This is a genomic window from Paenibacillus alginolyticus DSM 5050 = NBRC 15375 (genome assembly GCF_000422905.1).
Classification (GTDB): Bacteria; Bacillota; Bacilli; order Paenibacillales; family NBRC-103111; genus Paenibacillus_E; species Paenibacillus_E alginolyticus.
Genome location: NZ_AUGY01000001.1, coordinates 178,770 through 202,468 on the forward strand (window position 1 = coordinate 178,770; position 23,699 = coordinate 202,468).

Here is a 23,699-nt window from a genome sequence, read left to right on the forward strand (position 1 = left end):
ATGCTTTCGAAGTTGGTTTTGCTATGCAAAACGCTAAGGAGTGAGTGAGATGACCAAAACAAGTCGCCTATTCTATGGGGTGGTTCTTGTAAGTGCCATCACGTTGTCTGTTACCGCCTGCGGTCAGAAAGGTCAGCTTGTCGGAGGAGCAACACCGCAAGCAACGATTGTGCCGACACCTACTACTGTGGTTCAAAGTCCTGCCCCAACCCCAACCCCAGAACCTTTAAAACAAAAAAAGGTCAAAGCCTTTTACAGTGATCAGGACGAAATGAAACTTATAGAAAAAGAAGTCACAATCAGCTACAAACAGGATGCTGACGTGTATGAAGCCGCAATGAACGCACTCAAAAAGAGTGATGATCCTAAAGCGATTCCTTTATTTGATGATCTTACTTTCACAAGCAGTTCATTTGATAAAGCTAAGGGTGAATTGAAGATTGATCTCAAATTTGGTCCCAAGACGCAATTAGGCGCTCCGGGTGAGGAGTTATTTTTACAAGCTTTGAAGAAAACCGTGTTTCAATTTCCAGAAGTGAAGTCATTATATGTGCTGAAAAACGGCAAGCAAGTGGATAGCTTAATGGGGCATATTGAGCTTCCGTATCCAATTAAACGACCTAATTAAATGTAGTAGCAGAGGAGTCTAATTCAACGATGAAAAACAAGAAATTAGCAAGTGCAATTGTTAGTTCATTAATTGTTACAAGCCTGGCGGGGACAACCGTTACGGCAGCAGAGTCAGTAAATACGACATCAACAAGCAATGTAAAACTTTCTTTCCCTGACGTAAAATCGGACTATTGGGGTATTCGACATATATCCAAACTTGCTTTAGAAGGCATTATCGAAGGCTACGAGGATGGCGCTTACCGGGCAGAGAACTCGGTTTCACAGCAAGACGTTCTTATTATGGCTACTCGTATGATGGGCTTGCAAGGCGATGTAGATGCCATGACATCAACAACGGTTTTTCCCGATTTCATGCTGGTTGATAACTATGCGCGAAATTATGTAGCAATTGCTCTCCAAAAAGGTTTAATCTCCAATGAGGAAGAGAAAGTGAGAAGCCAAAGCGATAAGTCCAAAGATAAATGGGGCCAGCGCAAGGCAACAAGAGAATGGGTAGCAGAAGTGGTCATTCGCGCTATCGGTAAGGCGTCCACCGCACAAAGCTTATCGACGACACCAACGGCATTCAAAGATAATAATGACATTAGCAGCACAACATTAGGTTTTGTTAATGCAGCTGTTGCTTTGAAGGTTGTGGATGGCTTTGAAGATGGTACGTTCCAACCTAAAGGGGCAGTCACACGCGCTCAAATGGCCGCTTTTTTAAGTCGCTCCCAAAAAGAGCTAGCTACATTGCCTTCGCGTGCTGTGAAAGGGTACATGACAAGCTTAACGAGCGGCACTATTGGGCTTATGGACAAAGACGGGAATACGAGTACATATAAGCTTTCACCGAATACAGTTTTCTTTGGAAATAAAAATGATACCGCCATTGCTGCGAATACGCTGCAAGAAACGTTTGAAGTCTCTCTCGTTCAGGTGAATGGAACAGCTTATTATGTTGAAATCATAAGTGATGAGCTTCAGCTTGATATCCATGAGGGTAAATTATTGAAATTGAATATGAGCAGCCTCAAGGCCACATTGGATGATTATGAGAGCTATGATTTAGCACCGGATGTCGCTGTAACAGATGCAGATGGACGCGGGCTTAGCCTAGGTTCTATCGTAAATGGAAGTACAATTCAATTGCGCAAAAGCAAGATCGTCAAAACCGATAAATATACATCAATCATAGTTAAACAAGTACCCGTTAATAAAACAGCAGATGGCGCGATTCAAACGCTTAACAAAGATGCCATGCAAATTACGCTTCTCGATACCGTATCAGGGCAGCCTGAAACGTATGGTTTTTCAAGTAGTTTGATTGCGACTTTACCAGATAACAGCCTCGTTGATATTAATTCTATTCACGTTGGAGATTTGGTTGAGTATACGGTTAAGAACAGTGAAATTGTGAAGATCGTCATTAAAAAGCAAGCGGATGTCGGCGTAAGTGTTGAGGGGACACTTAAAGATTTGAGTGATGACAAAACATATTTAACCATCACAAAGTCAGTAGGTGTTCCAATAGCATCTTATTTTTTAGCTGACAATGTGCAAGTACGTATCAATGGCTTAGCAACAGCAAGTATTTATGATATCGCTCCTGGAGATCAGCTTAAGCTGGATGTACTGAATAACAACGTTACATTAATTACAGTAACGAATCGATCCATTGATAATTTATATTTTGCGAAAATTGATAGCTACAATCCAACATCGAAATACTTAACCGTGACCGATAATACTGGTAATCCGCATGTTTATAAAATGACTGATACTGTTTCTATTTCATATGCAGGAACTACACTTCCTTTCTCGAGTTTCAACAGTACTTTCACAGCAGGTAAATATGTTGATTTATTAGTTTCAAAAAACACAGTAACGCAAATAAAAATGTCCTCCCAACTGGATGGCGCATTAACGCAATTAAATTTACAAACGAATGATATAACATTGAAAACGGACAGTGGTCAAAATTTGACGTTCAAGCTTACATACGCTCCACAGGTTGAGCTTGCGAATAAGCCTAACAGCACACTGTCCGATCTAAAAGTTGGGGACAACGTTAGTCTATTACTAAGCTTCGATCAGGGGATTGTCACGAAAATTGTGACTAGTAAAACGGCACTTTATAAAACAGTTTTAACTAATGTGAACAGCAAGCAAATTACTGTGACGGATGAAGCTAACACTTCGTATGTCGTTTCTCTGGATGGTGTACCCATCGTCAAAGCAGATCAAAGTGTAGGATCTATGTCAGACGTTGCTCTTGATGATTACGTGAAGCTGACGTTTAAAGGTCTAGCTGTTGTAAAAGCAGAACTGATCAGTCCTGTACGCGGTAAGGTTACAGCTGTGAATGCAGCTAGCGCAAGCTTGACCGTTCAAGATTTTTCAGGTAAAAGTCAAGTGATTAACGCAGGCAGCAACTATAGCGTTAAACTTAATGGCGGCGTAGCATGGAGTTTCACTTCCATCAAAGTGGGCGATCGTGTTCAAGTGATGAAAGATGCGACTGACAAAATGATTATTCAAGTAGCTGTAGGTTCTAAGCGAGAAGTGGATAGCTATAATAACGTCGTGAACCAATTTTACTTCAAAGCTACAAGCTCAGGAGAAAAAACGGCGTATAGCATTTTCCCAAGAGCCTATTTCCATAAAGGAGCAGACGTAGTGTCTGCAGCATCCTTTGCAGCTGGGGATCAAGTAACTCTTTATGTGTTAGACGATAAAATTGTTGAGATTGAGAAATAAAATTGAACGAAAATAAAGTTCATCCGTCTGTATATTAGGAGCTTGACTTCTATTACAGGCGTTTTTTTTTCTAATTTATAAAATAAATATGGCAATTATTTAGAAAATGTTCGCATTTTGACGCTTTCAAGCATTGATTCTAACGCCACAATTCGCTACACTGGAGATTATTACGACCTTAAGGAAGTAAAGACATGACACAGAAGCTAGTAAGGCATATTTTGGATACAATCGGTGAGCTCTTTCCGGATGCACATTGCGAGCTGCGCCACAGTAATCCGTTTGAATTAACGATTGCTGTATTACTATCAGCTCAATGCACCGATGAAACCGTGAATAAGGTGACATTGGATTTATTTCAGAAATATAAAGGTCCTGAAGATTACTTAGCGGTTCCACTTTCGGAACTGGAGCAAGACATTCGACGGATTGGATTATTTCGAAATAAGGCAAGCAATATTCAAAAATTGTGTCAATTGCTGCTGGACAAGTTTGAAGGCGAAATTCCAGAGAAGCACGAACACTTGGTCGAACTGCCCGGCGTTGGCCGTAAAACAGCAAATGTCGTCGTATCGAACGCTTTCGGGGTACCTGCAATTGCCGTAGACACCCATGTCGAGCGAGTGTCCAAAAGACTAGGATTAGTTGGCTGGGACGATTCGGTACTTGAAGTTGAAAAGAAGCTGATGAAGAAGGTTCCGCGCGAAGAGTGGACTCAAACACATCATCGTCTCATATTCTTCGGTCGGTATCACTGCAAAGCTCAGAACCCGCAGTGCACGATATGTCCATTGCTCAACAATTGCCGTGAGGGCAAGAAACGTATGAAACCAAGTGCAATTAGGAAAACTATTACAAACAAATGATATGCAGACAAAGGATGGGATTTGAAATGAAATGCATCGCCGTATACACCAATAGCTTTGAACTGTTCTCTGATATTTATGAGCAAGTCATTAACACACCCTTAGCCGATAATGAGGAAAAAGTCATTGAAGGTGTAACAGTCAGTGAATCCGGTGAAGTTCCTCAGAATTACATAGACAAGATGAAAACAAAATCCGAAGTCGTTGTTATGAAAGTAAAAGACTCCGACATTACGATTTTGCAGCATCGCGATGTCTTTGAGATTTTCTTGCCGGAAAAAGAAAAAGCAGTAATGTCCTAAAACCTAAATCTCCCTTTGGGAGATTTTTTTCTGTAGATAAGAAAGTATAAGTTTTATACTTTTGCTTCGCATCTACCTTGACAAACGCTCTCGTCCTGAAGGACGACGGAGTCGTTTATCCTTGGTTATGTTTGGATAGAAGAACGGATCATAAGGAGCGGAATGGACGAATGACGCAAATGGTGGATATAAGCATCTCGGTCATGCCGGATGCGATCAGAAACATGCAGGTTAATCTGCAAGCCAAAGGGGATTACGATAACGCAAGCAAGCTAGGTCAGCTGCTTGACAAAATAGACACTGGACGGATGAATATAGCGTTCTGCGGTCATTTCTCAGCAGGGAAATCAACGCTGATTAATCAGCTCTGTGGGCACGCCTTATTGCCTTCCAGCCCAATACCTACAAGTGCAAACATCGTGAGTATTCGCAATGGATCACCCGGTGCTCATGTTACGCATCGCGTGAAGGATGGCAACGTAAACAATAAAGGAAAACAGAAGACGATTGCACTTGAAGAATTAGAAGCGTATTGCGTAAATGGTACGGATATTGAAACCGTAGAGATTACGTATCCGATTCCATTTCTGGGCAGTCACACGGCGCTGCTTGATACGCCAGGGATTGATTCTACGGATGATGCCCATCATCAATCTACGGAGTCTGCTTTACATCTGGCCGATGTCGTTTTCTATGTGATGGATTACAACCATGTTCAATCTGAAGTCAATCTCGCGTTCACGAAGAAGATGAAGGAGTGGGGAAAGCCGCTCTATCTAGTTGTAAATATGATTGATAAGCACAAAGAATGGGAGCTTCCTTTTGCACAGTATCAGGAGGGGACGAAACAAGCTTTCTTAAGCTGGGGTATCGAGCCGGATGATTTACTGTTCGTGACCATGAAGGAGCCCAGCCATCCGCATAATGAGTATGCTAAACTGCAATGGCTCCTAAGCCGTTTGATTGAGCGCGGGGATGATCTGCGAAGCTTCAGTATCGACGCATCCGCGCGTTATCTTGCAGCGGAGCACGGCAAATGGTTGGCTGATCAGCATGAGCCGCAGAAAGCGGCGCTTATGGAGCAAATCAGCCAGGAGGGTGACGTGCAGGAAGTTCAGGCGCAAGCTGCTGCGAAGCAGGAAGCGCTTGCGGAGGTGAAGGGACGGCCGGAAGCGTTGACGGCGGCCCTCCGTAAGGAAGTTGGCATGATTATCGAGAATGCCAATATAACACCAGCCTTGACCAGGGATCAGGCTCATGCGTATTTGGAGAGCCGTAAACCCGGGTTCAAGGTCGGCTTTTTCTCCAGAGCTGCGCAAACAGCTCTGGAGACAGAGAAACGCTTAAGTGCGTTTCAGGCGGACTTGGCTGAACAAGTAGAAGCGCAGCTGGATTGGCATCTTAGGGATGCTTTGAAAAGAGCTGCTCAGGAGCAAGGGCAGCATGATCCTGCCCTTACAGCGCAAATCGAAGCGTTGAAGGTTGATGTGACCACACAGTGGCTGGCCGCACAAGTGAACGCTGGCGCAACCTTCGGAGGCGAATATACGCTCAACTTCATGAAGCAGGTGTCAGCTGATATCAAACAGATGTACCGCAAACAGGCGTTTGCGGTGATTGATCTGATCGCGGCTGCCGTCCGCGAAGGAGGGGCGCAAGCGGCTGACGCGCTTGCGGCAGAGCTCGAAGCGCTAGGCGTCCGCCTCAGCGCTTGCCGGGAACTGCAGCGCCTCGAGGAAGCCGAGGCGGAGGCAGAGGCCCAGCTGCTGCGCATGGCCAGCTGGCCTAGACCGTCTGCGCCGGCGCTGCCGGCTGCGCAGCAGTACACGGCCATGGAGGAGCCGGCAGCCGCCCCGCTGAGCGGGGGGCTGCACGTGACCTCCATGGGCACGATCCTGCAGGCCGCTGCTACGACTGATGACGCGGCCGCAGGCACTGCAGCTGCGTCATCAGTGGAGGCAGCTGCCTCAGCGCCTACCACGTTCACCTCAGGTGAACATGGTAGGCGCATGGAGCGCAAGGCCGCCGACTTGCAGGCGGCCTCCAGCCTCATCGAAGGCCTGCCGTCGATGAGGTCGATCGCGCGCTCCATGCGCGAGAAATCGGAACGTCTGCGGCAGCGGACGTTCACGATCGCCCTGTTCGGCGCCTTCAGTGCCGGCAAATCCTCTTTCGCCAATGCATTGATTGGCGAAAGAGTGCTGCCGGTCTCGCCGAACCCAACGACGGCGGCAATCAACAAGATCATGCCGCCGCAGGAAGGTTGGCCGCATGGCACAGCCAAGGTCAAGATGAAGAAGACGGACGCGATTCTGCAGGACGTGCTTTATTCTTTGGACATACTCGGCGTGCAGGCGACAGACATGGCATCAGCGCTCAAACGCATAAGCGCACTTTCTCCAGATGACGTTACAGCCAAAGGAAAGCCGCACTATTCCTTCCTGAAGGCAGTGGAGAAAGGCTGGGCCCTCGCCCAAGATCATTTAGGCACAGAACTGAAAATCACCAAAGACGAGTTCCCAAGCTATGTTGCAGACGAGTCTAAGTCCTGTTTTGTTGAATTTATTGAATTATATTATTCCAATCCATTGACGGAACAAGGCATTATATTCGTTGATACGCCAGGGGCCGATTCCATTAATGCCCGTCATACCGGGGTAGCTTTTAACTATATTAAAAATGCGGATGCTATTCTTTTCGTTACTTATTACAATCACGCCTTCTCGCAGGCAGACCGCGAATTTCTTTTGCAGCTCGGTCGGGTAAAGGATAGCTTTGAGATGGATAAAATGTTTTTCATCGTCAATGCGGCTGATCTTGCCGCTAGCTCGGAAGAATTAAATGGCGTCATTAAGCATGTGGAAACGAATTTGCTGCAGCACGGCATCCGAAATCCGCGTATTTATCCAATATCCAGTTATTTGGCCGCAGAAGGCAAAATAAACGGGAACGAAGCGTTGGTTACTCAATCTGGCATTCAGCCATTTGAGCAAGAATTCGTGAAGTTCACGTTTAATGAGCTTAGCGATGTCGCTATCCATGCTGCTAATTTGGAGCTGAATCGCGCGATTGCAACTATGCAGCAGTGGCTGGAGCGTGCGCAGTCCGGGGAGGAAGAACGAAAGCTTCAGTTAACCAAGCTCGGACAAGCGGAGCATGCGGGAGTTGAGCTTTTGGAAAATACCCTGTATGACGCGGAGCTCAAAGAGTTAAAGAAAGAAATTCAGGAGCTATTGTACTACGTCAAGCAGCGCACGATGTACCGTTTCGGTGAATTATACAATTATGCATTTAATCCATCGACTTTCAGGGATGATGCCAGAGATCCGAAGCAAGCATTACAATCTGCTTGGGGCGAGCTGCTGCGTATGATTGGTTATGATTTATCACAAGAGGTATTGGCCACAACGCTTCGGGTTGAAAATCGCATGAATCTGATTAGCAAGGGCCGTGTAAAGCGCTGGGAAGAGCAGCTTGGTGAGCTGCTGGAAGGATTCGAAAGTGGAACGTATGAATCGAGTAAGTTCGCAACACCTGAAATTACGTCTAAACTAGAAGTTCCAGATGTAACCTTGAAGCTTCTCCAAAGTCATTTCAAAAATGCGAAGCAATTTTTCGAAGGCGATGGCAAAAGCAAGCTTCGATCAGATTTGGAAAATCGGATGAACACACCGATTGCAGAATTTATCGAGCAGCAAACCGTGGAGCTTGAACAAGCGTATGCGAATCAGTTGGAAAATTGGCTAGCCACACAGAAAAATCTGATGCTGCAACAGCTGAATGAACATGCTGAAGGGCTTCGCGATGCGCTCGAAATGAAGATTGATTTGAACGAACTTATATCCAAACAGCATCAATTAAAAGCTTTTGTTTAATGATTAAACAAAAGGGTTGGTCAGGTTCAAAAGAACTTGGCCAACCCTTTACTGCGTATTGTCATGTAAAGGCTTACATTGATGGGTATCGGGATGATTTTAAAGAATAAGGGGGATTCCTGCAAGTTTTTGTGAAGTTATGGGCATTTAAGCGTTTAAATCCTCGTATCCTCTGATTGCTCGCTAATAGGGATGGTGTTAAGATTCATTAGGTAATAAAACGCTTTCTAAGCTTTTCCAAATTATCCTTCTTGAGGAGGGGGCCCCAAAGTGGAAGTGTTCAGGCAACTGAAGCCGTATTTTTGGCCAGAGAAAAAATTATTTTTTGGAGCAATTCTATGTCTAGCTGTGGCAACCGCGCTCGGTCTCGTTTATCCGAATTTACTGCGGTATTTAATCGACGACGTGATCACGAAGAAACAATTTGAGCTCGTTCCCCGATTAGCGCTTGTAGTCGTACTAGTCGTATCAATGAAGGGGATGTTTCAATTTCTTCACGGCTTATGCGGAGGTCGACTAGGTAACCGCGTCGCGTATCATTTGCGTAATGCGCTGTACAACAAGCTTCAGTACTTATCTTTTCAATACTATGATCAGGCAAGAACTGGGGACTTAATGTCTAGATTGACTGCTGATTTGGAGGCCATTCGACAGTTTATCGGATTCGGCTTTGCTCAGCTCTTAAACGTGATGTTGATGCTAGTTTTCGGTATGGGGATGATGTTTTCGATTAACTGGAAACTGGCTTTACTTACGATGATAACGATGCCATTTCTGGCGTTTACCGCAATTCGTTTTGAAGGTAAAATTCATCCTGCTTTTCGGATGGTGCGTCAATCTCTCAGTACGATGACAACTGCGGTGCAAGAAAATATTACTGGGGTTCGAACGGTGAAATCGTTTGCGCGCGAACCGCATGAAGTAACGAAGTTTTCAGCACGCAATGAGGACTACAAAGCCATGAATATCGAAACCTCAGGGATCTGGGCGAAGTATTTTCCGATCATGGAAATTTTGGCGAATTTAAGTGTCGTCACTTTGCTTGGCGTTGGCGGGTACATGGTCATCGATACTACCATTACGTTAGGCGAACTCGTTGCCTGTTTCAGTCTTATCTGGTACATTATTGGACCGATGTGGGGACTTGGCTTTCATATCAATAACTTTACTCAAACCAAAGCTTCTGGTGAGAAAATTTTGGAAGTTTTGAATCATTACATGCATGTGAAAGATCAACAAGATGCAACGGCTTTGAAGAGTGAAGATATTAAAGGTCATGTGCGCTTTGATCATGTCACATTTTCATATCCGGAAAAACAGCCTGCCCTTTATGATTTCTCGGTTGATGCTCCTCCAGGCTCTGTTATAGGGCTATTGGGCAGTACAGGTTCGGGTAAAACGACAGTGATATCCTTGCTAATGAGAGCTTATAACGTTAAAGAAGGCAAGGTTATGTTAGATGGTCAAGATATTCGCTCTTTACAAGTTGAAAGCTATCGCAATCAGATTGCTACTGTTTTCCAAGAAACATTTTTGTTTTCCTCTTCAATACGCAACAATATCTCTTATGGACGTAAAGATGTAACGATGGATGACATTATTCGAGCAGCTAAGCTGTCCAAAGCGCATGATTTCATTATGGAACTTCCGGAAGGGTATGACACAGTGGTTGGTGAGCGTGGTCTAGGCTTGTCTGGCGGTCAAAAGCAGCGGATTGCCATCGCTAGGGCACTTATCAAGGATCCTAAAATTCTCGTTCTGGATGACGCGACAAGCGCGGTTGATATGGAAACAGAGCATGAGATTCAAGCAGGTTTCGGCGAGGTTATGAAAGGACGTACAACCTTCATCATTGCTCACCGGATTTCTTCCTTGAAGCATGCCGACGAAATTATTGTTTTGGATAAAGGACGAATTGTACAAAGAGGCACACATCAGGATCTGTTGGAGCAGGAAGGGCTATATCGTCAAACCTATGACATTCAGTATGCGGATGGGCCTCAGAAAACGGCTGCAAGCATCCAGGCTGCGGCAACTAAGGATACGGATGCTGATTTGAATTTGAATGCAGTAAACCATTCTCCATCGCAAGAAAGAAGGTTAGCACATTGAGTACTAATTCGACGCAAGCCGAGGCATCTGCCAAAAGAGAAGATTCCCAAGTGGGGCAACGATTCGTATATCAAGATGATGAACTGATTGAAAAGCCTTTTGATTGGGGTCAGTTAAAACGTTTATTTAGTTATATGAAGCCTTATAAGAAGCAGATGCTGCCTATTATCATTATTATGATGTTGGTAGGGGCAATCACCAAGCTGACGATTCCGCTGCTCATTCGTGAAGCCATTGATAAATCCATCATTCCCAAGGACAAGAATCTACTTTTTCTAATCGTTGGGATCATGCTTGCCGTATATGTCATTCAATGGTTAGCCAACACATTCCGTATTAAATATACGAATATGATTGGTCAGCGGGTTATCTACGATCTGCGTCATGATTTATTCAGTCATATTCAAAAGCTGTCATTTCGTTTCTTTGATACACGTCCGGCAGGCTCTGTACTCGTTCGAGTAACAAACTATGTGAATTCATTGCAAGATTTGTTTACGAATGGTGTTGTTAACTTATTAATTGATGTGGTGCAGCTCTGCGGCATTATTATTATTTTATTGACGTTCAATTTCAAATTAGGTGCAGCAATCATCGTTACCGTTCCGATTATGTTCCTCATTTCGACTCAGCTTCGGAAAAAGATTCGTCGTGCTTGGCAGGACGTGACGATGAAGCAATCTCGTCTGAATGCGCATTTAAATGAATGCATACAAGGTATTAAAGTTACACAAGCCTATACACAAGAAAAAGAAAATATTCAATTCTTCACCAAAATGAATATGGTCAATCGGTTATCTTGGAACCGTGCTTCAATGCTCAACCAATCATTTGGTCCACTCATTGAAATTACAGGAGCTGTTGGCTACTGCATTCTGTTCTGGCTAGGCGCCCATTTAATTCAAACGGAAGAAATATCGGTCGGTTTGTTGGTTGCCTTCGCTACATACATAGGCTATTTCTGGGAACCTATTACGCGGTTAGGTCAAATGTATTCGCAATTGCTAATTGCAATGGCTTCAGCGGAGCGGATCTTCGAGTTTATCGATGAGGAACCCACTGTAGCTGAAATCGAAGGCGCTAAAGATCTGCCGAGCATCCAAGGCAAAGTGATGTTTGAGAATCTCGTATTTGAGTATGAGCCTGGTAGGCCAGCTCTCAACGGCATTAGTTTAGATGTTCAAGCTGGACAATCCATCGCGCTTGTTGGTCATACAGGTTCGGGTAAAAGTACGATTATGAATTTATTGTGCCGTTTCTACGATCCAGTTGAAGGCAAAATTCTTATTGATGGGCACGATATTCGAAATGTCACCATTCAAAGCTTGCGCTCCCAAATTGGAGTTGTCCTGCAAGATACGTTTATCTTCTCGGGAACGATTAGAGAAAATATTCGCTTCGGTCGCTTGGATGCTACCAATGAAGAGATTGAACTTGTAGCCAAGGCTGTTCATGCACATGATTTTATCATGAGTTTGCCAAGCGGCTATGAAACAGAAGTTCAAGAGCGCGGAAACGTACTCTCGATGGGTCAGCGTCAGTTGATTTCCTTTGCCAGGGCACTGCTTGCGAACCCGCGTGTTCTTATCTTGGATGAAGCAACGGCTAGTATTGATACGGATACTGAGCTCAAAATCCAAGAAGCTCTCAAAACGCTGCTTGCTGGCCGAACCTCCTTTATCGTCGCGCACCGACTTTCTACCATTCGGAATGCTGATAAAATCGTAGTACTCGATCATGGCCGTATGATGGAGATCGGTAATCATGAAGAGCTCATGAAAGAACAAAAGATTTACCATGGACTTATTCAAGCCCAATACAAATTTTTGCAAGACGCGGTTTAAAATTCTGAGAAAAAGCTGTTTAGCTGCTGCGGCGGTTAAACGGCTTTTTTCGGTGAATACGTGGATGTCTCAAACAGCACTTGCCCTCCCATTTTGCTGAAATACAGCCAGCATAAATGTGGCAACCCACGATCGCCTGTGGCCCCGTTCCTTATTGTAATGTTTGCAAATTTATTCAAGAAGCTATACTCTTAGAGTGAATTATGCCATTTATTCGCAGGAGGGGACTTCCTTGAGATCATCTCGCTTTATGTGGGGCGCAATTGGCCTTACAGCTTCGATATCTACGATTGTTTTCGCAGTAGGTTTTGCTTACGCGGCGAATCAAATATGGTTTCCCAAAGCATCTGGAGACCTCAATCTTGTATCGTCATTAGTACCTAAGAAAGAAACGATGATTGAGAGTAAAAGCAAGCTTCAGATTGTTGCGCTTGGTGATTCATTAACTGCTGGAACAGGTGATAACACTGGCAAAGGATACGTAGGACGTGTCCGCGAAAAGCTGGAGAAGGAAAGCGGTAAGCCAGTATTCGTGCTTAATAATCTGGCGATTCCAGGCTATAAGAGTGACCAACTTCTCTCTGATCTTGCGCTGAAAAAAACGCAGGATGCACTCGCTCAGGCAGATATCATTTTACTCACGATTGGTGGCAATGATATTTTTGCTGGCGGGGAAGGGCTTTTTACAGGAGAAAATCAGACGGAGTTCAACCCAGAGGGTGCACTTAAACGCGTAGATCCTGCGCTGGCCAAAATGGATAAGGTCATTCAAGCAATTAATAAGGCTAATCCGAATGCAACTGTGTTGTACGTTGGCTTATATCATCCTTTTCTTGATTTAGATCCCAAAAAAGAAGGTTCGCTTATTGTACAGCGATGGAATAGCAGTGTTTTTGAGATGATGAATCGTTATCCTCATATGGCTATTGTCCCAACCTATGATCTATTTGAACAAAATTTGATCAAATATTTGTCATCAGCCGATCATTTTCATCCTAACGGGGACGGCTATGAGCGCATTGCCGATCGGATTGTACAAATTCTGAAGTAGGGGAGGCCAAGCAGATGGCTGTAGCAGTAGTTCAAACCACGGTTTTATCTGTGAAAAATTTAAAAAAACGAATTAAAAATAAAGAGATTATTAAAGGGATTTCATTTGATGTATTTGCGGGTGAGATCTTTGGTTTCTTAGGGCCCAATGGATCAGGTAAAACAACGACGATTCGGATGCTCGTTGATTTAATACGTCCGACTGAAGGGTCTATTCAGATATGTGGACACGATGTTCACAAGGAGCATAATCAAGCAATGCGCCATGTAGGTTGTATTGTCGAGAATCCTGAGCTATATTCTTATTTGACGGGCTGGGAAAATCTTGAACATTTTGCAAGAATGCTGCCGAATGTCGATGATAAACGAATCCAAGAGGTCGTTGAGATTGTCTCCATGGATCAACGCATTCATGATAAGGTACGTACCTATTCCCTTGGTATGCGTCAACGACTCGGTATTGCACAGGCACTACTTGGACGGCCTAGTTTGTTGATATTGGACGAGCCCACGAATGGTCTTGACCCGCAAGGGATTAAGGAAATGAGGGAGTTCATTCAGCGTTTGGCTGCGGGTGGACTTAGCTTGTTCGTATCCAGTCACTTACTTAGCGAGATTCAGCAGATGTGCCATCGTGTAGCCATCATTAGTCATGGTGAAGTCATTCAAGTGGGTGCCGTCGATGATTTGGTCGCTCAAGGCGGCAAAGTGGTGTGGTCCGTGTCTCCGGCCGACAAGGCCGAGGGGCTTTTAGAGGCGTCCCCACTTGTGCAGGCCATTGAGGAAATTTCTCAAGAAAGTCCAATCGGCTTACCTTCCACGGTGAAACAAATCGTTACTCAAATGGACAAAGAAAACGTCCCGCAGGTAAGTCAACATTTGATGGAAGAAGGAATTAGCCTGTATGCTGTAGAAATCAAAAATCCAACACTGGAAGATTTGTTCTTGAGCCTAACCGAAGGTGAAAGAATTGAGTAGGGGAAGGTGAAAGAATTGCTTAGCTTATATGCTCTTGTTAAAAATGAATGCATTAAGATGATTAAGAAAAAGCGCTTTTATGTTATCCTACTAATACTTCTTGCATTAATCCCTATGTTCACTTATGCTCAAATGCGAGTTGCCCAAAATACACAAAAGCAGTTTGGTACAACGGACTGGAAGGCGGACCAACGGCAGAAAATTGCCGACTGGGAAAAGCGTCTAAGCTCGGCTCGAACGCCGGATGAGTGGAAACAACAGCTTAGAGTTCAAATTCAAATCGCTAACTATTATCTTGAAAAGGATGTAGATCCGAGTACACCGAATGCGGTTACTTTTACACGCGAGTTTGTGAAAAATGCGGTTGGTTTATTCATTCCGCTCATTATCATGGTCATTTCCGCTGACATCGTATCATCTGAGCATTCTACGGGGACTATTAAATTATTGTTGACAAGACCGGTCCGGCGATGGAAAATCCTATTGAGTAAATTAATTACGGTTGTCTTCTTTACTTCGCTAACTGTATTGTCCACTGGCGTCTTATGTTATTTGATTTCCGGTGTTGTTTTCGGCTATAACGGATGGACGATGCCTGTATTTACAGGTATTCAGCTAACAGGTACGGAAGTGGATTTCAGTCTTGTACGTGCGGTTGATCAATGGTTCTTTCTTATCATGGAGTTTGGATTGGTTTGGTTCTCAGCATTAGTTGTTGCACTTATGTCACTAATGCTATCGGTTCTCATTCGTTCCACAGCAGCAGGTATGGGGGTCATGCTTGCCGTATTAATATCAGGGACCATTCTTTCCAACATGGTGTCGTCTTGGGAAACGGCGAAATATTTGTTTATGGTCAATTTGGACTTAACCAAGTATTTAACTGGAGGCCTTCCGCCTATTAAAGGGATGGACTTGACCTTCTCACTAAGCGTTTTAAGTGTTTGGGCGATCGCTTCACTCATTGTGTCATTTACGGTATTTTCACGAAAAGATGTTTTGAATTAACGGTTAACTTAGATAAAGGAGGGCTTCAATGTCCGAGCAGCTAGAATTTGCGAAAGCAATAGCCCCAACATCGAATTATGAGGCTGATGATATACAAGTCCTGGAAGGTCTTGTAGCGGTTCGTAAAAGACCAGGGATGTATATCGGTAGTACAAGTGCATCAGGTCTTCACCATCTGATCTGGGAGATTGTGGACAATGCAGTTGACGAGCATCTTGCCAAACATTGTTCCAAAATTAATGTGACGATACATAAAGATCAGTCCATTACGGTTCAGGATAATGGGAGGGGGATTCCTACCGGTATGCATAAAACCGGCGTTCCAACTCCGCAAGTTGTATTTACGATCTTACATGCCGGCGGCAAATTTGGTGGTTCAGGCTATAAAAAGTCTGGCGGACTCCATGGTGTTGGCGCATCGGTAACGAATGCTTTATCCGAATGGCTGGAAGTAGAAATTTACCGAGATGGCAAAGTGCATAAAATGCGCTTTGAATATTGGGTCGACGATGCGGGAATCGAGCATGTTGGTGAACCGGTTACTGGACTTGAAGTCGTAGGAAATACGAACCGTACAGGGACAAAAGTAACCTTCAAGCCAGACAAACGCGTATTCCAAGGCGGCACAACCATAAACTACGATACTTTAGCTGAACGTCTGCAAGAAATTGCTTTCCTGAACTCAGGACTGCTCGTTAACTTGAAAGACGAACGTTCGGATAAGTTGGACACTTTTCAATATGAGGGTGGCGCAAGTCAATTTGTTGAATTCCTGAATGAGGAGAAAACGGTTCTTCATCCTGTGATTCACTTTGCCGCAGAAAAAGATGAAATCGAAGTCGAGGTGGCCCTGCAATACAATGATGGCTACACGGAAACGATCGCTTCTTTCGTTAACTCAATCCCAACCCGCGGCGGCGGTACGCATGAGACTGGCTTTAAGACAGCTTATACACGCGTCATGAATGAATATGCCCGTAAAGGGGGCATTATCAAAGAAAAAGAAAAAAATCTAGATGGTACCGACCTTCGAGAAGGTATGATGGTTGTCATCAATATCAAGATGGGCGACGTCGAATTCGTCGGTCAAACGAAAGATCAGCTTGGAAGTGCTAATGCAAGAAGTGCAGTGGATGCGGTAGTTTCCGATAAAATGACTGTTTTCTTGGAGGAAAATCCGCAAATCGCACAAATGATGCTGAAGAAGGCTGTACAAGCTTCCAAAGCACGAGAAGCAGCTCGCAAAGCGCGGGAAGAAATTCGCAGCGGTAAAAAAGGAAAGAGTGAGAGCTCGAACCTGAATGGTAAGCTAACCCCTGCACAATCAAAGGATTTGCAGCGTAATGAGTTGTTCATTGTCGAAGGAGATTCCGCCGGCGGTTCCGCTAAGCAAGGACGTGACTCCAAGCACCAAGCGATTTTACCGCTCAAAGGAAAGCCGATGAATCCCGAGAAGTCCAAGCTTCTCGATATTATGAAAAATGATGAATACAAAGCGATCATCGCCGCCATTGGGGCTGGAGTTGGCTCTGAATTCGAAGCAGAAGAAATGAATTACGGCAAAATTATTATTATGACAGATGCAGACACGGACGGTGCGCACATTCAGGTCCTGCTTTTGACCTTCTTTTACCGCTATATGAAGCCATTGATCGATCAGGGCAAGGTGTACATCGCACAGCCTCCGCTTTATAAAGTGACAAGAAAAGGCAAGAATGCTGGACACAAGTACGCTTGGACGGACGATCAGCTGCAGGTTGTTGTCAAGGAACTTGGTAAAAATACCGAGCTGCAGCGTTATAAAGGTCTTGGTGAGATGAATCCGGAGCAACTGTGGGAAACGACAATGAATCCGGAAAGCCGTACCTTGCTGCAAGTACAGATTGAAGATCCCGCTAAAGCAGAACGACGTGTAACAACATTAATGGGCGATAAGGTAGATCCACGCAAGCGCTGGATTATCGAGAACGTCGATTTTACCGAATATGTAGAGTAGACCAAAAAGAGTGGTGAATGAAAGATGAGCATATTAGAAGAGTTTTTACCTGCCTTTCTGGAGGAGATCGTTGGCGATCGTTTCGGGCGTTATTCTAAATATATTATTCAGGATCGCGCGATTCCAGATGTAAGGGATGGTTTGAAACCTGTACAACGACGTGTTTTGTACGCGATGTACGACTCTGGCAATACCCCTGATAAACCTTATCGTAAATCGGCTAAAACCGTCGGTGATGTCATGGGGAATTACCATCCGCACGGAGATGCCTCCATTTATGATGGTATGGTTCGTATGGCGCAGCCATGGAAGATGGGCCATACACTTGTGGATGGCCATGGCAACTGGGGATCACTAGATGATGATCCGCCGGCAGCTATGCGTTACACAGAGGCTAGACTTTCTGAGATCGCGATGGAACTTCTGCGTGATATCGAGAAACGTACGGTCATGTTCAAGGATAATTTCGATAATTCCACGAAGGAACCCGTCGTGCTCCCAGCGCGGTATCCGAATTTGCTCGTGAATGGTGTCAGCGGGATTTCAGCCGGGTTCGCAACGGAAATTCCACCGCATAATTTGCGTGAAATCATTGATGCCTGCACAGCCATGATCGACAAGCCTGAGATCACAGTCGAAGAATTAATGACAATCGTCAAAGGACCTGATTTTCCGACTTCCGGCATTATCATGGGTGAAGAAGGCATTCGTGAAGCTTATCGCACGGGAAAAGGCCGTATTTACATACGTTCAAAAACGGCGATAGAAGATATGCGCGGCGGTAGACAGCAAATTGTAATCACGGAAATTCCATATCAAGTTGTCAAATCTCGTCTGGTTACGGCCATGGAGAACATTCGGCTTGAGAAGAAAATCGAAGGGATTGCCGAGGTACGTGATGAAAGCGGTCGTAATGGGTTACGAATTGTCGTGGAGCTTAAGAAGGAAGCTGATGCCCAGGGTATTTTGGCTTACTTACTAAAGAAAACAGACTTGCAAGTAACCTACAATTTCAATATGGTTGCGATTGTGAATAAAGCACCTCGTCAATTGGGTATTCGTGAAATTCTTGAAGCTTACATTGGGCATCAGAAGGAAGTTGTTACGTTTCGCTCTCAATATGAGCTCGAGAAAGCAGAAGACCGTGCACATGTGTTAGAGGGACTTGTCAAAGCCCTTAACATTCTAGACGAGGTTATCGCAACGATAAAAGCTTCCAAGAATCGGCAGGATGCGCAAAATAACCTTGTTGAGAAGTTTGGATTTTCAGAGCGGCAAGCAGATGCAATTCTTGTTTTGCAATTATACCGATTAACGAATCTAGAGATCACAACGCTTGAAAAAGAGTTGAAAGATGTTGAGAAAACGATTGCCTACTTACGTGGTATCCTTGGCAGCTTGAAGAAGCTGTTAGGCGTAATTAAAGATGAGATGGGCGAAATCCGCAAGAAGTATGGTATTGACCGCCGCTCGGACATCCAAGGTGAAGTAGAAGAACTGAAAGTTAATCTTGAAGTACTCGTGAACGCGGAGGACGTCCTGGTTACGTTGTCCAATGAAGGTTACTTGAAACGGACGAGCAAACTTTCCTTCACACGATCAGGCGGAGAGCTTGAGAATACAGGACTGAAGGAAGGCGATTACTTACGCTTCCTGCTCGATGTGAATACGATTGAAAGCTTGTTGATCTTCACGAAAAAAGGTCAATATTACTTGCTGCCTGTTCACCAAGTACCTGAGTACAAGTGGAAAGAGAACGGCACCGCGATTGTGAATGTCATTCCTATTGCCAAGGAAGATCGCATCGTTAACGTTATTCCGGTGAAAGGCTTTGAGGATCCGACCAAGTCTCTTGTTTTCGTTACACGCAAAGGACAAGTGAAGCGTACAGAGCTGAAAGAATATATGACAAACCGCTCAAACGGAATTGTGGCCTGTAAACTCGGTGATAATGATGAAGTCCTGCAAGTACACCTAAGTGACAATACGAAAGAAATTTTGCTTGTCACGAAGCAGGGCATGAGCATCCGTTTCCGTGAGGAGGAAGTGAACCCGATGGGCCGTGCGGCCGCGGGTGTGCGCGGTATCCAGCTCAAAGAAGACGATGAAGTCGTCTCGGCCGAGTGGATTTATGGGGATGAAGGGGAAGTGTTGGTCATCTCGGATCTCGGATATGCGAAGCGTTCTCTAGTCGTTGACTATCCGATCCAAGGACGCGGCGGGAAAGGCATACTTACCTTCGAATTTAAAGAAGGCAAGCGTGTGAGACCTAACGGTTCAGCGTTAATTCGCACATTTATCGTGAAAATGGATTATCTCATTACGGCTATCATGAGTAATGGAGAGAAGCTGCGTTTCTCAACAGAGACAGCACCTCTAGAGGATCGAAAAGCGCAAGGTAAACAACTTATTCCTGTTTCCAAAACAGATGCGATCGTAGAGATCCTGAGATTCCCTCAATCATAGCTGATTGTAGGTGGATCCAGCTTCTCAATGAGCATAAAAGCTAACTCCAATAGGACCCACAGGGGCATCGGTTCATCTAATCGATCCAGCCACTGTGGGTCTTTCATTATGCCAGCCTCGAGTGCTTTCTTACCAAGCTCAATTTTCCAAGCTTCCACCTTAAACCACTCCTTTGAGTTTTCTTATAAACAATCCTCGTGAGCATAAGACTTTTGAGACCGTCGATTCATTCATCCAATTTTTACAACATCGGTAACTACGATAGCCGATCTATCTGAAACTGCTGCACGACTCAAAAATCAATTTTGAGTTATGCCTACCAGTTGTGAGAAGGAATCGAAAGTCTTCTTTTTACGAAAATTAAGAAGCCATAGAAACTGTTTTCATTCGTAAAAACTGTACATACCTCTAACACAGTATATGTAAGAAGTGGGCTAGGTGTTAAAAGAAGTCGAGAAGCATGGACGATTTCTTGTTAATCGGACAAAGTAATGGAGGGATCGACAGCAAGCCACAGCATGTCTCAAACCGTGCAGCTTTTGTCTGAAAATATTAATGGCATTAACCTTTAAACCGAAGAAAAGGCGTGCTATACTTGCCTTAGGAGATGTTGGAAGCGAGTTGATGAGATTGTATTCTGATGAATTTGGGAAGCTGTGGTTGAAATTGTCTAAGGAATTGAAGAACCAGATGGAGGTAGGATTAGCCCCTACAATTACTGAAGGACAGCTTAACGTGTTGGAGCTGCTTATGACGAATGAACGGATGAAGCCTTCTGATTTAATCGAATATTTATCCACAACGCCTGCAGCTGTGACAACACTGTTAGATCGGATGGAGAAAAGTGAATTGATCGTCAGGGAGCGTGATGAGAAGGACCGCCGCATCGTTTGGGTCAACGTCACGGAAAAAGGAAAGGCGGAATGCGAGCGAGGTATGAGAATCCGGGAACAACTTTTGGATTCGTACCTGAGCCGCGTTTCCGCCCATAATCAGAAATTGCTTATTTATTTACTTGGGAAGGTCGCCAATTAATAGCGACCACAGGGCTTAAGGAGAATTTACAACTCTGGGAGTGTAAATTCGCTCCAGGGCCGCTGCACAGGCGGCAGCGACCGAAAGCGCAGCGTCTCTTTGAGCGTTGGATGCTCAAAGGCAAGAGCCGTGGCCCACAGCGCCAGCTGCTGGCCGGGCTTGTTGACCGCGCTGCCATAGCGCTGGTCGCCGTAGAGCGTGCAGCCGATGGCTGCCAGCTGCACGCGGATTTGATGCGGCCGCCCGGTGTGCAGCTTGATCTGGATCAAGCTGAGCCCGTCTTGGCTGCCGAGCAGCTTATAGTCCAGCACAGCCTCCTTGGCGTCCTGCTGGCCTTCTCTGACCACGCTGACGGTATTCGTCCGTGTGTCCTTCCAAAGAAAGTGGCGCAGCGTAGCGGACGGCTGTGGCGGCTTGCCATGCACGACAGCGACATACGTCTTGTCGAGCTGCCTCGTTCTTACCGCGTCAGATAATCGGGACGCGGCTTTTGACGTTTTGGCGAAAACCATCACGCCGCCAACAGGACGATCAAGCCGGTGTACAAGCCCGAGGTAAACATTGCCGGGTTTGTTATGACGGTGCTTCAAATCTGCCTTCAACACGTTCAGCAGATCAGGATCACGGGAATCGTCTTCCTGCGTAGGCATGTTGACGGGCTTCTCAACCACAAGAATGTGGTTGTCTTCGAACAGTATCGGAATTTGTGATGCTCCCGAGCCATCTCTAGATGCTGCCACTGTTACGCCTCCCAGCGTCCCAGAATGCCGCAAGGAAGCATCAAGCCGGAGTGTGTGATCGGCAGGCCGATTTCGCCACTGGAGATCGTGCCGCCATGTTTAGCTTTCATCGCCATGCTTAAAATGTTCTGAAGCACAGTTGCCGAGATACCCGTTGTATAAGAGTTGATCAACAGGAACAACGGATTGTCTGTCAGAATCGATTGGCAGGTCTCAATGAAAGGGAAGAGGTCATCTTCCAATTTCCAAGTCTCACCATTCGGTCCGCGTCCGTAAGAAGGAGGATCCATGATAATCGCATCGTATTTGCTTCCGCGGCGCTGTTCTCTTTGTACGAATTTGAATACGTCATCCGTGATAAATCGAACAGGACGGCTGCCTAGTCCGCTCAGATGCAGATTTTCCTTAGCCCATTGAACAACGCCTTTGGAGGCATCTACATGGCAAACTTCGGCACCTGCGTAAGCGCAAGCCAGTGTGGCACCACCCGTATAAGCAAACAGATTTAGTACCTTGATTGGACGTCCGGCCCCTTGGATTTTGTCCATCATCCATTTCCAGTTGACTGCTTGCTCAGGGAATAAGCCCGTATGCTTGAAGCTGGTTGGCTTAATATAGAAGGACAACTTCTGGTCATAGTTAATCGTCCAGCGTTCAGGAAGCTCTGCGCGCTGCTCCCATTGTCCGCCGCCACTGGAGCTGCGGTGATAATGGGCATCAGCTTGACGCCAAGCCGGCGTTTCTTTTTGTAGCGGCCAAATGATTTGCGGGTCTGGTCTTCTTAGGACGATCGTGCCCCAACGCTCGAGCTTTTCGCCGCCGCCAGTATCGAGGAGCTCATAATCAACCCAGTCTTTTGCATAAAACATGCTGCATTCCATCCTTCAACTTGTATACTTTAACAAACATTCATTGTACACCATTTATTGACCTAAATCGATCTTTTCAATCAAACTAGGCAGTTCTTTTTCTGCAAATTGTTGAAATTGCTGTTGCTCAAGCGAAGCTTTCAGCTGCTCTTTTACAGAATCAAAAGATTTAACGGATCTGGCTTCTACTTTAATAACGTGATAGCCGAAATCTGTCGCAATGGGATCACCGATCGTTCCGATCGTTTGCTCGATAGCTGCTTTCTTAAATTCAGGTACCCACTGACTTACATCGGCATCCGCATAAAGACCGCCAGCGTCTTTGGAGCCTGGGTCATCTGAGAATTCTTTGGCCAGTTTGGCGAAATCTTCACCATTCTTAAGCTTTTGCTGAACTTCTTTTGCCCGGTTGAGCGCTTCCTCTTTGGTACGAAGAACTTTGTTATCAGAGCTCGATGGGTCATTTAATCCAATTAAAATGTGACGCACGGAAGCAATCGTATAAGCATTTTTATCTGCTTTAAGTGTTTCATCATATTTTGCTTTTAATTGGGCATCAGTAATGCTGGACTTGATATAATTTTGTGCTCCGATGCTGCCCACTAGAAAGTACTGAAGGTCAGTAACTGTCGTATTTACCTTTTTCAAATCGTCTAGGAACTTTGCTTCGCCAAATTGGCTTTTCCAAGCAGCGATTTGTTTAGCAGCACCGTCTTTGGCAGCGTTCTGGTCGGCCTCTGATGCTTTACCGAAAAGAATTCGGTTTTGAATGAGCTGTGTGATCATGCTTTTTTGGTAGGCAGGGTCATCTTTAGAGGCAGCATGACCTCCATTGAAGAGCGCTTGTAACGCAAAGAAGGTATCAAATTCACCCTTGGTCACAGTTCCGCCTTTGTAAGTTGCAACCACATGATTAGGATTGTTGCCGATCCAAATGGTTCCATTCTCTTCGTCCCACTCAACCTTCTTCCCAAGTGCTTCACTTACAAATCTAAGGGGTACATAGGTAGAGCCTTCATAAATAAATCCTTTCGCATCGGAAGGTGCTTTCTCAACACCATCAAACATATACTTAAGACTTCGGAATGCTACTTCAATTTGACTGTTTGCTGCAAATGCTGCGGTCCCGCTTAATACGGAACCGATCGTTAAACCAACGATAAGACCCTTTACTTTATCTTTCATA

At 45.0% G+C, this 23,699-nt stretch carries 17 protein-coding genes; 13 read left to right on the top strand and 4 right to left on the bottom strand.

All coding sequences use genetic code 11. The features are described from left to right. Window positions 1–49: 49 nt before the first annotated feature. The 12 genes from G519_RS0100990 (at window position 50) to gyrA (ending at window position 19,869) form a co-directional block, all read left to right on the top strand. On the top strand, window positions 50–628 hold the full coding sequence (locus tag G519_RS0100990) for a GerMN domain-containing protein (RefSeq protein ID WP_036631728.1): 579 nt from the start codon (window positions 50–52) through the stop codon (window positions 626–628). A gap of 29 nt (window positions 629–657) precedes the next feature. Beyond that, window positions 658–3,372: an S-layer homology domain-containing protein gene (locus tag G519_RS0100995; RefSeq protein ID WP_029193087.1), complete on the top strand. Its 2,715-nt coding sequence runs from the start codon at window positions 658–660 to the stop codon at window positions 3,370–3,372. Between the two features lie 194 nt (window positions 3,373–3,566). Then, window positions 3,567–4,238, top strand: a complete 672-nt coding sequence (gene nth, locus G519_RS0101000; protein ID WP_029193088.1) for an endonuclease III — start codon at window positions 3,567–3,569, stop codon at window positions 4,236–4,238. 26 nt (window positions 4,239–4,264) lie between these two features. After that, complete coding sequence (locus G519_RS0101005) at window positions 4,265–4,540, top strand: hypothetical protein (protein WP_029193089.1); 276 nt, start codon at window positions 4,265–4,267, stop codon at window positions 4,538–4,540. A gap of 170 nt (window positions 4,541–4,710) precedes the next feature. Continuing rightward, on the top strand, window positions 4,711–8,415 hold the full coding sequence (locus G519_RS0101010) for a dynamin family protein (protein ID WP_029193090.1): 3,705 nt from the start codon (window positions 4,711–4,713) through the stop codon (window positions 8,413–8,415). Window positions 8,416–8,685: 270 nt separating this feature from the next. Beyond that, on the top strand, window positions 8,686–10,527 hold the full coding sequence (locus G519_RS41235; RefSeq protein ID WP_084159955.1) for an ABC transporter ATP-binding protein: 1,842 nt from the start codon (window positions 8,686–8,688) through the stop codon (window positions 10,525–10,527). Further along, complete coding sequence (locus G519_RS0101020) at window positions 10,524–12,371, top strand: ABC transporter ATP-binding protein (protein ID WP_029193091.1); 1,848 nt, start codon at window positions 10,524–10,526, stop codon at window positions 12,369–12,371. The genes G519_RS41235 and G519_RS0101020 overlap by 4 nt, the downstream gene beginning before the upstream one ends. A gap of 232 nt (window positions 12,372–12,603) precedes the next feature. Beyond that, window positions 12,604–13,422, top strand: coding sequence for a GDSL-type esterase/lipase family protein (locus tag G519_RS0101025; RefSeq protein WP_029193092.1), 819 nt, complete (start codon window positions 12,604–12,606; stop codon window positions 13,420–13,422). Window positions 13,423–13,436: 14 nt separating this feature from the next. Beyond that, entirely contained in the window at window positions 13,437–14,399 is a 963-nt protein-coding gene (locus G519_RS0101030) for an ABC transporter ATP-binding protein (RefSeq protein ID WP_029193093.1), read from the top strand. Window positions 14,400–14,414: 15 nt separating this feature from the next. Beyond that, window positions 14,415–15,407 (top strand): ABC transporter permease, encoded by a 993-nt coding sequence (locus G519_RS0101035; protein WP_029193094.1) that lies wholly within the window; start codon window positions 14,415–14,417, stop codon window positions 15,405–15,407. Window positions 15,408–15,435: 28 nt separating this feature from the next. Then, a complete protein-coding gene (parE, locus tag G519_RS0101040) occupies window positions 15,436–17,403 on the top strand; it encodes a DNA topoisomerase IV subunit B (RefSeq protein WP_029193095.1) in 1,968 nt (655 codons plus the stop codon). A gap of 24 nt (window positions 17,404–17,427) precedes the next feature. Beyond that, window positions 17,428–19,869, top strand: a complete 2,442-nt coding sequence (gene gyrA, locus G519_RS0101045; RefSeq protein WP_029193096.1) for a DNA gyrase subunit A — start codon at window positions 17,428–17,430, stop codon at window positions 19,867–19,869. Here gyrA and G519_RS51220 read toward each other — a convergent pair. Continuing rightward, the gene (locus G519_RS51220) at window positions 19,860–20,027 is read right to left on the bottom strand and encodes a hypothetical protein (protein ID WP_154669521.1); all 168 of its coding nucleotides are present in this window, start codon (window positions 20,025–20,027) and stop codon (window positions 19,860–19,862) included. The two genes, gyrA and G519_RS51220, sit on opposite strands and share 10 nt — an antisense overlap. Window positions 20,028–20,499: 472 nt before the next feature. Between G519_RS51220 and G519_RS0101055 the strand changes: the two genes are divergently transcribed. Then, a complete protein-coding gene (locus G519_RS0101055) occupies window positions 20,500–20,904 on the top strand; it encodes a MarR family winged helix-turn-helix transcriptional regulator (RefSeq protein ID WP_029193097.1) in 405 nt (134 codons plus the stop codon). Between the two features lie 26 nt (window positions 20,905–20,930). Here G519_RS0101055 and G519_RS0101060 read toward each other — a convergent pair whose 3' ends face one another. Genes G519_RS0101060 through G519_RS0101070 form a run of 3 tightly spaced genes read right to left on the bottom strand, consistent with a single transcriptional unit; the run spans window position 20,931 to window position 23,698 of the window. Then, window positions 20,931–21,644, bottom strand: a complete 714-nt coding sequence (locus G519_RS0101060) for an RluA family pseudouridine synthase (RefSeq protein WP_029193098.1) — start codon at window positions 21,642–21,644, stop codon at window positions 20,931–20,933. A 2-nt stretch (window positions 21,645–21,646) separates the two neighbouring features. Next, window positions 21,647–22,513: a class I SAM-dependent methyltransferase gene (locus G519_RS0101065; protein ID WP_029193099.1), complete on the bottom strand. Its 867-nt coding sequence runs from the start codon at window positions 22,511–22,513 to the stop codon at window positions 21,647–21,649. 54 nt (window positions 22,514–22,567) lie between these two features. Beyond that, window positions 22,568–23,698: a peptidylprolyl isomerase gene (locus G519_RS0101070; RefSeq protein WP_029193100.1), complete on the bottom strand. Its 1,131-nt coding sequence runs from the start codon at window positions 23,696–23,698 to the stop codon at window positions 22,568–22,570. Between the last annotated feature and the right edge of the window lies 1 nt (window position 23,699).